The 12615-nt window shown below is 59.8% G+C and carries 13 protein-coding genes; 8 read left to right on the top strand and 5 right to left on the bottom strand.

Annotated features, from left to right (window positions below; all coding sequences use genetic code 11):
* Positions 1 to 2: 2 nt before the first annotated feature.
* From flgG to D8U60_RS08880, 3 genes are all read right to left on the bottom strand, one after another.
* Positions 3 to 788 carry a flagellar basal-body rod protein FlgG gene (gene flgG, locus D8U60_RS08890; RefSeq protein ID WP_016771111.1) on the bottom strand — a complete coding sequence of 262 codons (786 nt, stop codon included), beginning with the start codon at positions 786 to 788 and terminating at the stop codon, positions 3 to 5.
* 45 nt (positions 789 to 833) lie between these two features.
* Positions 834 to 1574 (bottom strand): flagellar basal body rod protein FlgF, encoded by a 741-nt coding sequence (locus D8U60_RS08885; RefSeq protein ID WP_042607504.1) that lies wholly within the window; start codon positions 1572 to 1574, stop codon positions 834 to 836.
* Between the two features lie 272 nt (positions 1575 to 1846).
* Positions 1847 to 3409, bottom strand: a complete 1563-nt coding sequence (locus D8U60_RS08880; protein WP_130899939.1) for a sigma-54-dependent transcriptional regulator — start codon at positions 3407 to 3409, stop codon at positions 1847 to 1849.
* A gap of 393 nt (positions 3410 to 3802) precedes the next feature.
* Here D8U60_RS08880 and phhA point away from each other — a divergent pair, with 393 nt between their 5' ends.
* From phhA to D8U60_RS08855, 6 genes are all read left to right on the top strand, one after another.
* A complete protein-coding gene (gene phhA / locus D8U60_RS08875) occupies positions 3803 to 4594 on the top strand; it encodes a phenylalanine 4-monooxygenase (protein WP_056783748.1) in 792 nt (263 codons plus the stop codon).
* 115 nt (positions 4595 to 4709) lie between these two features.
* Positions 4710 to 5066: a 4a-hydroxytetrahydrobiopterin dehydratase gene (locus D8U60_RS08870; protein WP_016771115.1), complete on the top strand. Its 357-nt coding sequence runs from the start codon at positions 4710 to 4712 to the stop codon at positions 5064 to 5066.
* Positions 5066 to 6259 carry an amino acid aminotransferase gene (locus tag D8U60_RS08865; RefSeq protein WP_130899938.1) on the top strand — a complete coding sequence of 398 codons (1194 nt, stop codon included), beginning with the start codon at positions 5066 to 5068 and terminating at the stop codon, positions 6257 to 6259. The genes D8U60_RS08870 and D8U60_RS08865 overlap by 1 nt, the downstream gene beginning before the upstream one ends.
* Positions 6260 to 6528: 269 nt before the next feature.
* A complete protein-coding gene (locus D8U60_RS27995; RefSeq protein WP_016771117.1) occupies positions 6529 to 6660 on the top strand; it encodes a hypothetical protein in 132 nt (43 codons plus the stop codon).
* A 70-nt stretch (positions 6661 to 6730) separates the two neighbouring features.
* Positions 6731 to 6913: a hypothetical protein gene (locus tag D8U60_RS08860; RefSeq protein WP_130899942.1), complete on the top strand. Its 183-nt coding sequence runs from the start codon at positions 6731 to 6733 to the stop codon at positions 6911 to 6913.
* Between the two features lie 112 nt (positions 6914 to 7025).
* Positions 7026 to 8213 carry an MFS transporter gene (locus D8U60_RS08855; protein WP_130899941.1) on the top strand — a complete coding sequence of 396 codons (1188 nt, stop codon included), beginning with the start codon at positions 7026 to 7028 and terminating at the stop codon, positions 8211 to 8213.
* Here the strand turns inward: D8U60_RS08855 and arfB are convergent.
* Entirely contained in the window at positions 8210 to 8623 is a 414-nt protein-coding gene (gene arfB / locus D8U60_RS08850; RefSeq protein WP_016771119.1) for an alternative ribosome rescue aminoacyl-tRNA hydrolase ArfB, read from the bottom strand. The two genes, D8U60_RS08855 and arfB, sit on opposite strands and share 4 nt — an antisense overlap.
* Before the next feature lie 223 nt (positions 8624 to 8846).
* Positions 8847 to 10259 (bottom strand): amino acid permease, encoded by a 1413-nt coding sequence (locus D8U60_RS08845; protein ID WP_056783743.1) that lies wholly within the window; start codon positions 10257 to 10259, stop codon positions 8847 to 8849.
* Positions 10260 to 11150: 891 nt separating this feature from the next.
* On the opposite strand from D8U60_RS08845, the gene D8U60_RS27620 reads away from it, so the two are divergent.
* Both D8U60_RS27620 and D8U60_RS08840 read left to right on the top strand, forming a co-directional pair.
* Positions 11151 to 11288, top strand: a complete 138-nt coding sequence (locus tag D8U60_RS27620; protein WP_003222780.1) for a hypothetical protein — start codon at positions 11151 to 11153, stop codon at positions 11286 to 11288.
* A gap of 71 nt (positions 11289 to 11359) precedes the next feature.
* On the top strand, positions 11360 to 12325 hold the full coding sequence (locus tag D8U60_RS08840; RefSeq protein ID WP_071171406.1) for a leucyl aminopeptidase: 966 nt from the start codon (positions 11360 to 11362) through the stop codon (positions 12323 to 12325).
* The last annotated feature ends 290 nt before the right edge of the window (positions 12326 to 12615 follow it).

Genomic DNA, 12615 nt, shown 5'->3' with positions numbered 1-12615 from the left:
GATTACAGATTCTGCGTTACGAACGAGAGCATCTGGTCGGCGGTGGAGATCACCTTGGAGTTCATCTCGTAGGCGCGTTGAGTGGTGATCATGTTGACCATCTCTTCAACGGTGCTGACGTTCGAGGTTTCCAGGGTGTTCTGCAGCGTGGTACCGAAACCGTTCAGGCCCGGGGTGCCGATCTGTGGCGCGCCGGAAGCCGCGGTTTCCAGGAACAGGTTGTTGCCCACGGCTTGCAGGCCGGCCGGGTTGATGAAGTCGGCGGTCTGCAGGTTGCCGATCACTTGCGAGGCCGGATTGCCGGCGATGGTGATCGACACGGTGCCGTCACGGCCGACGGTGAAGGTCTGCGCATCGTTCGGGATGATGATCGCCGGCTCCAGCGCGAAACCGCTGGCGTTGACGATCTGGCCATTGGAGTCGAGGTGGAAAGTACCGTCACGGGTGTAGGACGTGGTGCCGTCCGGCTGCAGGATCTGGAAGAAACCGCGACCGTCGATGGCCATATCCAGCGGCTGCTCAGTGGTTTGCAGGCTGCCGGCGGTGAAGTTTTTCTGGGTGCCGACAATGCGCACACCGGTACCCACTTGCAGACCCGACGGCAGTTCGCTGTCCTGGGTCGACTGGGCGCCTGGCTGACGCTTGATCTGATAGAGCAAGTCCTGGAACTCGGCACGGTCACGTTTGAAACCCGTGGTCGAAACGTTCGCCAGGTTGTTGGAAATGGTGGTCAGGTTGGTGTCCTGGGCGGACAGACCGGTTTTGGCAACCCATAGAGCCGGAAGCATTCGATTCTCCTCGTGCGCCTGTTTTACGGCGCGACGTTCTGATAATTAGCTGATCTGCAAGACCCGAGCCATGGCCTGGTCGTCGTCTTTGGCGGTGTTCATCATCTTGACGTGCAACTCGAACTGCTTGGCCAGGGCCAGCACCGAAGTCATTTCTTCCACGGCATTGACGTTGCTCGACTCGAGGAAACCCGAGACCAGTTTGACGTTGGCGTCGGCTTGCGCCGGCTGGCCGTCCTTGGTGTAAATCGAACCGTCGAGGCCTTTGTTCATGTTCTTGATGTCCGGGTTGACCAGTTTGATCCGGTCGACTTCGGCCATGACGCGCGGACCTTCGCCCATTGCGCGAATGCTGATGGTGCCGTCTTCGCCGACTTCGACCTGCTGCTCGGGCGGCACGGCGATCGGGCCGCCGTTACCGATCACCGGCATGCCGTTGCCGGCGCGCAATACGCCGAGGGCGTCGATGTTGAGGCTGCCGGTGCGCACGTAGCTTTCGCCGCCGCCGGGGTTTTGCACGGCGATGAAACCGTTGCCGGATACCGCGACGTCGAGTTCTCGACCGGTCTGCACCAGTGAGCCCGGCGTGAAGTCGGTGGCGGGACGTTCGCTCATGGCAAACGCGCGCGCCGGAAAGCTGTCACCGAACACCGGCATCGAACGCGCCTGCTCAAGGTCGCGCTGGAAGCCGTTGGTGGAGATGTTCGCCAGGTTGTTGGCATGCGCCCGCTGCGCCAGTGCGTTCTGGCTGGCGCCGGTCATTGCCACATAAAGGTACTTGTCCACTGTGTTTCCTCTGCATGCCGGACGTTTGCCGCCCACCGCTGTACTGCTCAGCCATAAGCAATTTGCAGACCAACTTTTTATTGGCGGGCGAAGGCCCGGTAAACAGGGGACTTGAGGGGATCGGAGGGGGAATCTGAAATGGGTCGAAGACGAAAAACCGGCGGTGTCATGCCGCTTCGCGGCAAGAGATCAAAAGATCGCAGCGTTCCGCAGCTCCTACAGGAAACCGCGTTCCAAATGTAGGAGCTGCCGAAGGCTGCGATCTTTTGATCTTAAGCTCCGCTGTCTTTCCCCACCTCATACTCACGCAGCTTGTTGGCAATGGTGGTGTGCGAGACACCGAGTCGCTTGCCCAACTGCCGACTGCTCGGGTGCTCGGAATACAAGCGTTCCAGCACCGCTTTCTCGAAACGCCCGACGATCTCGTCAAGATTTCCGTCGAGGGAGAAATCGCCAAGCGGCTGACGCACGCCGTAATCCGGCAGGCGAATATGTTCTGCCTTGACCGTGCCGCCGTCGCACAGGGAAACCGCTTGGAACAGCACGTTTTCCAGCTGCCGCACGTTGCCCGGCCAGTGGTAATGGCTGAGGCGATCCATCGCCGCCGGGGCCAGTTTCGGCAGCGGACAGCCGATCTGCCGACTGGCCTGATCGAGAAAGTGTTCAACCAGCGGCGTCAGACCGTCGAGGCATTCGCGCAGTGGCGGGATGTGCAGCGACAGCACGTTCAAGCGGTGATAGAGATCCTGGCGAAACTCGCCGCGCGCGCACAATTCGGACAAGTCCACCTGGGTCGCGCAGATCACCCGCACGTCCAGATACACCTCTTCATCACTGCCGACGCGACGGAAGCAACCGTCCTGAAGAAAGCGCAGCAATTTGACCTGCAAGCGCGGGCTCATCTCGCCGACGCCATCGAGAAACAGCGTGCCGCCAGCGGTCAACTCCAGCAGGCCAAGCTTGCCCTCAGCGCGAGCGCCTTCGAAAGCGCCGGGGCCGTAGCCGAACAGTTCGGTCTCGGCCATCGACTCCGGCAACCCGGCGCAGTTGAGCGCCATCAACGGTGACTGTCCACGCGGGCTGGCGAGGTGACAGGCGCGCGCGAGCAGTTCCTTGCCGGTGCCGGTTTCGCCTTCTATTAATAGCGGTGCATCCAGCGGCGCCATGCGTCGCGCTTCGCGGACCACAGCGGCCATGACTTTCGAGCTCTGGAAGATACTGTCGAAGCCGCGCAGCTCCTGCTTGCGCACGTTGTAGATGCGCTCGCCGACCCGATCGGCGCGGTGCAGAGTCAATACGGCGCCGGCCATGGCCTCGCTGTCATCGTGCTCCGATTGCAGCGGCGCGATGTCAGCGAGAAAGATGTCGCCCTTGACCTTGACGCGCATGCCGTTGATCCGCGATTTGTTGGCGCGCACCAATTCCGGCAAATCGAAATCCTCGGCGTAGCGCGACAGCGGAATCCCCGGCACTTCATCGACGCGCACCCCGAGCAACTGCGCCGCCGCGCGGTTGGCCGCAACGATTGAGCCGCCCATGTCGATCGACAGCACCGGAAACTCCAGTGCGCCGAGCAGTGCGTTCAATTCCATGTGTCGGCGTTCGCTGGGCATCAGCCCGACGCGCTTGACCCCAAACACCCCGCCGATCGCCTCGAACTTGGGGCGCAACGCCTGGAACTGGATGTTGATCAGGTTCGGGCAGTGCAGGTAGATCGCATTGCCATGCTCACCACCCACCTCGCCGCGTGCGACGTTGATCCCGTACGCCACCAGCAGATTGAGAATGTCGCGCAGGATGCCGATGCGGTTCTGGCAGTGGACTTTGATGCGCATAGAAAAAGGCCCGACAGGTTTGAAAGGTAAACACATGTCCTTGTGGGAGCGAGCCTGCTCGCGAAGGCGCCAGCACATCCAGTATCGATGTGTCAGACAGACCGCTTTCGCGAGCAGGCTCGCTCCCACAGGATCTTGTGGCGCGCCCGAGGCAGAGTTTTCTGTAGAGGCACGCAGATAGTTGTCAAGATTATGTGACAGCCCCTGCCCTTTTCAAACCCGCCAATCACCGTAAATGCGCATTACCCGACAAAGCGTAACGATAACTTTACGAAACTCGACGAAATTTCCTACGCATGCGCGGCTCAACGTGCTGCGCAGCTTCGCGCTCTGGGGTATTCCTTTAGCTATCGCTGGACATAACAACAACGAATTTCCTAGCAGGAGAGCAGCATGAAGCAGACGCAATACGTGGCTCGCGAGCCCGATGCGCAAGGTTTTATCGACTACCCCGCCGAAGAACACGCGGTGTGGAACACGCTGATCACTCGCCAGTTGAAGGTGATCGAAGGTCGCGCGTGCCAGGAATACCTGGACGGTATCGAAAAACTCGGTCTGCCCCACGACCGCATCCCGCAACTGGCCGAGATCAATAAAGTCCTCGGCGAGACCACTGGCTGGCAAGTTGCCCGGGTGCCAGCGCTGATTCCTTTCCAGACCTTTTTCGAGTTGCTTGCCAGCAAGCAATTCCCCGTCGCCACCTTCATTCGTACCCGCGAAGAACTCGACTACCTGCAAGAGCCGGACATTTTTCACGAGATCTTCGGCCACTGCCCGCTGCTGACCAACCCGTACTTCGCTGAATTCACCCACACCTACGGCAAGCTCGGCCTGCAAGCGACCAAGGAAGAGCGCGTGTATCTGGCGCGGCTGTACTGGATGACCATCGAATTCGGTCTGGTCGACACCCCGCAGGGCAAGCGCATCTACGGTGGCGGAATTCTGTCCTCGCCGAAAGAAACCGTTTACTGCCTGTCGGACGAGCCCGAGCATCAGGTTTTCGATCCGCTGGAAGCCATGCGCACGCCGTATCGCATCGACATTCTGCAACCGTTGTACTTCGTCCTGCCGAACCTCAAGCGCCTGTTCGACGTGGCCCATGAAGACATCATGGCCATGGTTCGCCAAGGCATGCAGCTGGGCTTGCACGCGCCGAAATTTCCGCCGAAACCCAAAGCCGCCTGAACCGCGACTTTTGCTGACAATTGCGTCTGTCCGTCGCCGCCACTTTGCTTTAGCGTGACGGCATTGGCGGCACACGCGCTTTAATAAAAAACACACTCGTTTTCAGGAATACACCATGTCGACTTTGAACCAAGCCCACTGCGAAGCCTGCCGCGCCGATGCGCCACAAGTCAGCGATGAAGAACTGCCGATCCTGATCAAGCAGATCCCTGACTGGAACATCGAAGTACGCGACGGCATCATGCAGCTGGAAAAAGTTTTCCTGTTCAAGAACTTCAAGCACGCGCTGGCGTTCACCAACGCCGTCGGCGAGATCTCCGAGGCCGAAGGTCACCACCCGGGCCTGCTGACCGAGTGGGGCAAAGTCACCGTGACCTGGTGGAGCCATTCGATCAAAGGCCTGCACCGCAACGACTTCATCATGGCTGCGCGCACTGACGAAGTGGCCAAGACCGCAGAAGGACGCAAGTAATGCACTTCGACGCCATCGGCCGGGTCCCCGGCGACCCGATTCTCGGTTTGATGGAGGCCTATGCGCAGGATGCCAATCCGCGCAAGTTCGACCTCGGCGTTGGCGTCTACAAGGACGCCCAGGGCCTGACGCCAATCCCCGAGGCGGTGAAAATCGCCGAGGCACGACTGGTCGAAAGCCAGGACACCAAGACCTACATCGGTGGCCACGGCAATCCGCTGTTCGGCAAGGTCATCAACGAACTGGTGCTCGGTAGCGACTCGGCATTGATCGCCGAACAACGCGCCGGCGCCACCCAGACCCCGGGCGGTACCGGTGCCTTGCGGCTGGCGGCCGACTTCATTGCGCAATGCCTGCCGGGTAAAGGCGTGTGGTTGAGCAACCCGACCTGGCCGATCCACGAAACCATTTTCGCCGCCGCCAAGGTCAAGGTCAGCCACTACCCGTACGTCGGCAGTGACAACCGCCTCGACGTCGAAGCGATGCTCGCCGTGCTCAAGGAAGTGCCGAAGGGCGACGTGGTGCTGCTGCATGCGTGCTGCCACAACCCGACCGGTTTCGACCTGAGCCATGACGACTGGAAGCGCGTGCTTGAAGTGGTGCGCAGCCGCGATTTGCTGCCGCTGATCGACTTTGCTTATCAGGGTTTTGGCGATGGTCTGGAGCAGGACGCGTGGTCGACCCGGTTGTTCGCGGCGCAGGTGCCAGAGCTGCTGATCACCAGTTCCTGCTCGAAGAACTTCGGCCTGTATCGAGACCGTACCGGTGCGCTGATCGTCTGCGCGACCAGCGCCGACAAGCTCATCGACATCCGCAGCCAACTGGCCAATATCGCCCGCAATCTCTGGTCGACGCCGCCGGATCACGGCGCGGCGGTGGTCGCGACCATCCTCGCCGATCCAGAGCTGAAAGCGCGCTGGGCCGATGAGGTGGAAGCGATGCGCTTGCGTATCGCGCAGTTGCGCAGCGGCTTGGTCGAGGCGCTGGAACCCCACGGTTTGCGCGAGCGTTTTGCCCACATCGGGGTGCAACGCGGGATGTTCTCCTACACCGGCCTGTCGCCGGAACAGGTGAAGAACCTGCGCGAGCAGCACAGCGTGTACATGGTCAGCTCCGGCCGCGCGAACGTCGCCGGCATCGACGCCACCCGCCTCGCATCGCTCGCCGACGCGATCGCTGACGCCTGCAAATAATCCCCCACCCGACTGATCGTTCCCACGCTCTGCGTGGGAATGCAGCCCGGGACGCTCCGCGTCCCAACAGCGGACGCAGAGCGTCCATTGAGGCATTCCCACGCAGAGCGTGGGAACGATCAGCAGACCCAGCGCTTGCCTCCCTGCGGCCATCTGTCGCATTAATTTGAATTAAAAGTCTGATTGTCATTTTTCCTGCTGTATCCTGCGCAGGCTTTGTAAAGCGCGGAGCACCTGATCTATCAACAGACTTAGCGAGGAGCGCAACCATGCACGAGATTCCCAATCTCCCCTTCCCAAGCCTGCACGTACCTGAGCAGACGACCCCGCAACACGCCGGTGCTGAAAAGCCCGAGCCGCAAGAAGCCGCTGACAGCCGCAAAGCCGACAGCGAAGAGTAAGACCCGCCGTACAGACCGTGTGGAAAGCGCTAACATGCGCTTTCCACACTGCCTGAAACCCGAGCTCGCCATGACCGATGAATTTTCCGAAAGCCAAGCTGCCGTGCTGATCGGCGCCACCGAGAAAATGATCGAGATCTGGAATCGCCTCTCACCCGAGAAACAGGCCGCCCTGCTCGAGCGTTTCGGCAGCGAAGAAAACGCCCTCGCCGCCCTCGTCACCACGCACCTGGTCGCTCCGGCGAAATCCTGAAAGCGCCACCCGGCAAATAGTTTTACTTTTCCCCGCCCCTGAACGGTTCACGCCGGTATCATGAGCAGCCTATCTAATCTGCTGCTCCCGTGGATCGTTACCCATGTCGTCTATATCCGAGCCCCAGCGTCCGCTGACGGTTACGCTGCAAGTAGTCTCCATCGTCCTTTTCACCTTCATCGGTTACCTGAACATCGGCATCCCGCTCGCCGTGCTGCCGGGCTATGTCCACAGTGACCTGGGTTTCGGTGCGGTGATCGCCGGGCTGGTGATCAGCGTGCAATACCTCGCCACCCTGCTCAGCCGCCCGTATGCCGGCAAGATCATCGACAACCAGGGCAGTAAACGCGCAGTGATGATTGGCCTCGCTGGCTGTGGCTTGAGCGGTGTGTTCATGCTGATTTCCGCGTGGACACCGAACCTGCCACTGCTGAGCCTGATCAGCCTGTTGATCGGCCGTCTGGTGCTGGGCAGTGCGGAAAGCCTGGTCGGCTCGGGCTCGATTGGCTGGGGCATTGGTCGGGTTGGCGCGGCGAATACGGCGAAAGTGATTTCCTGGAACGGCATCGCCAGTTACGGCGCCCTGGCGATCGGCGCGCCGTTCGGTGTCTGGCTGGTAAGCAGGCTGGGGCTGTGGAGCATGGGCGTGAGCATCATCCTTCTCGCCCTGCTCGGTCTGGCGCTGGCATGGCCGAAGACTGCGGCGCCAATTGTTGCCGGTGAACGTCTGCCGTTCATGCATGTGCTGGGCAAAGTCTTCCCCCACGGCTGCGGGCTCGCGCTGGGCTCGATCGGCTTCGGCACCATCGCCACTTTCATCACCCTGTATTACGCGACCCAGCACTGGGACAACGCCGTGCTATGCCTGAGCCTGTTCGGCGCCAGCTTCATCGGCGCGCGGCTGCTGTTCGGCAATCTGATCAACCGCCTCGGCGGCTTCCGCGTGGCGATTGCCTGTCTGTCGGTGGAAACGTTGGGACTGTTGCTGTTGTGGATTGCTCCGGATGCGCATTGGGCACTGGCCGGTGCGGCGCTGAGCGGTTTCGGCTTCTCGCTGGTGTTCCCGGCGCTGGGCGTGGAGGCGGTGAATCTGGTGCCGGCCTCGAGCCGTGGCGCCGCGGTCGGTGCCTATTCACTGTTCATTGATTTGTCGCTGGGGATCACCGGGCCGCTGGCCGGGGCGATCGCAGCAGGATTCGGTTTTGCTTCGATCTTCCTGTTCGCCGCATTTGCAGCGTTGAGCGGCCTTGGCTTGAGTGTCTATCTGTACAAGCACACGGCGAAGTATCGCGAGGCTTAAAAATCCACTTTGCCGCGCCCGGCCTTGATGCTGCCGCGCTTGGTTTTCGACTCCAGCCGACGCTTCTTCGAACCGAGGGTCGGCTTGGTCGGGCGGCGTTTCTTTTCCACTTTGGTGGCGCTGAGGATCAGCTCGACCAGCCGCTCCAGCGCATCGGCGCGGTTGGCTTCCTGGGTTCGGTATTGCTGCGCCTTGATGATCAGCACGCCGTCGCTGGTGATACGGCTGTCGCGCAGTGCCAGCAGGCGTTCCTTGTAGAACTCCGGCAACGACGAGTTGGGAATGTCGAAGCGCAAGTGCATGGCGCTGGAGACCTTGTTGACGTTCTGCCCTCCGGCGCCTTGCGCGCGGATGGCGGTCAATTCGATCTCGGCATCCGGCAGATGCACGTTGTTGGAAATCACCAGCATGGAAAAGCGTCCGTAATCAGAGGGTGCAGGATAACCTGATTCACTCAACCTCTGTGGGAGCGAGCCTGCTCGCGAAGGCGGTGTGTCAGTCGATGCAGATGTTTCTGATGGACCGCTTTCGCAAGCAGGCTCGCTCCCACAGGGTTCGGTGTGATGCCAGATTTTTCCATTTCAAAACAACAAACCCGGCACTTGGCCGGGTCTGCTGTTTTTGCTTGAGCGGTTACTTGGCGATCACGGGCAGCGCCTGCTGGGCACTGCGCTTGTTCTTGATCAGGTAGCAGACCCACATGAACACCACCCACACCGGAATCGCGTATACCGAGATCTGAATCCCCGGGATCAGCAGCATCACGCCGAGGATGAACACCACGAACGCCAGGCAGACGAAGTTGCCGTACGGGTACCACAGCGCCTTGAACAGCGGCGTCTGTTTGGTCTGGTTCATGTGCTGGCGGAACTTGAAGTGCGAGTAGCTGATCATCGCCCAGTTGATCACCAGCGTCGCAACCACCAGCGACATCAGCAGTTCCAGCGCGTGCTGCGGGATCAGGTAGTTGAGCAGCACGGCAACCAGCGTCACTGCCGCCGACGCCAGAATCGAACGCACCGGCACGCCGCGCTTGTCGATCTTCGCCAGACCTTTCGGCGCATCGCCCTGCTCGGCCATGCCCAGCAGCATGCGGCTGTTGCAGTAGGTGCCGCTGTTGTATACCGACAGCGCAGCGGTCAGCACGACGAAGTTGAGGATGTGCGCGGCGGTATTGCTGCCGAGCATCGAGAACACCTGCACGAACGGACTGCCGCTGTAGGAATCGCCGGACGCGTTGAGGGTTTCCAGCAGGCTGTCCCACGGGGTCAGCGACAGCAGGATCACCAGTGCGCCAATGTAGAAAATCAGGATGCGGTAGATCACCTGGTTGATCGCTTTCGGGATCACGGTTTTCGGCTTGTCCGCTTCAGCGGCGGTGAAACCGAGCATTTCCAGACCGCCGAAGGAGAACATGATGATCGCCATGGCCATCACCAGACCGCTCACCCCGTTGGGAAAGAAACCGCCGTGGGACCACAGGTTGGAGACCGAGGCTTGCGGGCCGCCATGGCCGCTGACCAACAGGTAGCTGCCCAGTGCGATCATGCCGACAATCGCCACAACCTTGATGATCGCAAACCAGAATTCGGCTTCACCGAAGACTTTGACGTTGGCCAGGTTGATCGCGTTGATCAGCACGAAGAATGCAGCAGCGGAGACCCAGGTCGGGATGTCCGGCGCCCAGTAATGGATGTACTTGCCTACCGCCGTCAGCTCGGACATGCCCACCAGAATGTACAGAATCCAGCAGTTCCAGCCCGAGAGGAAACCGGCGAAACCGCCCCAGTATTTGTGCGCGAAATGGCTGAAGGAGCCGGCCACCGGCTCTTCGACGATCATTTCGCCGAGCTGGCGCATGATCATGAAGGCGATGAAGCCGCAGATGGCGTAGCCGAGGATCATCGACGGCCCGGCGGATTTCAGGACCCCGGCAGAACCGAGGAACAATCCGGTACCGATCGCGCCACCGAGGGCGATCAGTTGAATATGGCGATTTTTCAGGCCGCGTTTCAGCTCGCCTGATTGCGAGGGTTGTCCACTCATGAAAAAGGTCTCACGCAAGGTTTGATGATGTTCAGTAGACGTTGCTGCAAGGTTGCGATTTCAGGCAGCCCCGATCAAACCCCAGCGCAGGCACCAGGAGTTCAGCTCATTTACAACGGTCATGCGTCACCTGTTTGTTTTTATCTGTGACGAAATCGAACCCGGCACGCTTGTGGCGCGGCGGAGTGAACAAGGCGGATAGCCTCGAGATTTTTGCGATTACGCAGAGGGTCACAGTTAAAACGCGGCGCATTGTACACCGCTAACCCCCTGCTGCCAGACCCGCCTGATCAGCGTGTCGGTTGCCGGGATTGCATGTGTCCGCCTCGACAGTCTCGAGCGGCTGCAAAATGTGAGTCAGGCCTTTGCAGGCCATCGACGGGGACGAGGAGAAAACCGTCCCACGGGGAGAAGTGGAAATCAGTCGCGGCGTACATTGCGCCTCCTTCTTGTTATTCGCCTGCACGACAGGCATGGGGCGCATAACACCCTGCCTGAAGGCTGGAAACAAGCGCGCCAGAGCCCTGCGTGGCGCACGCTGCGTCGGGTTACGGAAGCTTTTCCTTACAACGGATGGCGAGACGGGAAATCACCGGGTTGGCGGGCCAATATCGTCAGGTTTTCTTTACAACGCGTAACGAATATTTTCCGAATCAGAAATTTCTGTAGGACGTCTGCATATTGACGGTCGCAGCTTACTATCAATTTCACCAACCTAGTTTTTTGTTTTCAAATAAGAAAATTCATCCCGAAAAACAGAACAAAAAGTCTATTTAAAAATTAAATGGATAAATTTTTGCATTCACAAAAACGCTCAACTAGGTTCTTCACGTCTCACCGGCCACCTCGACCGGTCAGTCATAAACCGTGAAATTCTCTAGGAGATCGACCATGCAAGCACTGGAAAAAGACTTGGATACCGAACTGCAACTGGACGAATGGTTTGAAGCGCCAACCCATGAGGCCGCTGTGGAAATGATGCAAGCCGACGCGGTGGTTCCGTTCGGCACGGCGATGTGGCCTCTGTAAGACATCCCGGGCAGGCACGGTCCGGCCGGTCGTGCCTGCCGCTTCATTTCCCGGTCAGTCAGGGAGGATTCATGGACAAGCCCCGCGCCATCTCGCATTTCCTTTACTACCTCGAACATCACCCAGCCCTCGCCGGCCTCGACTCGGCGAAGGTCATGCTCGGCCATACCGCCGACTACGAAGCCCTGACCGGCGCCATTGCCGAACAGGCCGGCGAGCATCCGCGCTTCCAGTTCAGCGCCCGGCGCCTTGACCTGGAAAGCACCACAGCGCTGTCCGAGGCAATTGCCGATAGCGATCTGTACATTTTCTTCTACGACTCTTCCACCCTGCCCAACCCGCGCCCAGACGGCCCGGAGTTCGTCCGCGCGCTGCAAGCGGTGATGGCCGAGAACTGGAAGAAGTCGCTGCTGTTCAAGGATTACGGCGATTATTTCTACGACACTTTCAGCATCACCCCGCAACGCATCGCCGGGCTCAACAGTCACCTGATCCAGCGTATGTCCCAGGCGACCACGCTGAGTTTCAAGGACGACCACGGCTCATGGTTCGAAACGCCGATGAGCAGCATCAAGAAGTGGACCGACATCAATGGCGTCGGCAACTTCGACCTCGCCCCCGGCGAAATTGCCACCCACAGCGAAGCCATCAATGGCCATGTGAAATTCAAGGGCACCTTCCTCAGCACCATCCCCTTCGCGCGCAAGTACGGCGTGCTGGAATCGCCGCTGGAATTGTGGATCGAGAACTCGACCATCAGCCGCATCGCCACCGACGTGCCGGGGCTGGAACATGATTTCAACAAGTACCTGGATGCCAACCCGTCGAACCGGCGAATTGAGGAGTTGGGGATTGGCACAAACGAAGGCGTGAAGGATCTGTATGCGCGCAATGCCGGGTTCGAGGAGCGGCATTGTGGGCTGCATCTCGGACTGGGCGGTGGCGCCAAGGGCAGTCATCACCTGGACCTGATTTTTTCTGGCGGGGTGTTGGCGCTGGATGACAAGCCGGTGTTTGACGGGCGATTTGTGTTTTAGGCGACTGACACCTTCGCGAGCAGGCTCGCTCCCACAGGGGATTTATGTAAGCCGCAGATGATCGTTCCCACGCTCCGCGTGGGAATGCAGCCCGGGACGCTCCGCGTCCCTTCAAAAGCCGAACGCGGAGCGTCCGTTGATGCATTCCCACGCAGAGCGTGGGAACGATCGGTGTCAGCACAGACTTTCGCCCAGACAAAAAAAACGCCAACCCTGAGGTTGGCGTTTTTGCTTCAGCTTGTAGCTTGTAGCTTGTAGCTTGTAGCTTGTAGCTTGTAGCTTGTAGCTTG

The organism is Pseudomonas sp. Sample_11, assembly GCF_004307505.1.
Classification (GTDB): domain Bacteria; phylum Pseudomonadota; class Gammaproteobacteria; order Pseudomonadales; family Pseudomonadaceae; genus Aquipseudomonas; species Aquipseudomonas atacamensis.
The sequence above is the reverse complement of the archived record's forward strand: the minus strand, read 5'-3'. Positions and strand labels throughout refer to the sequence as shown.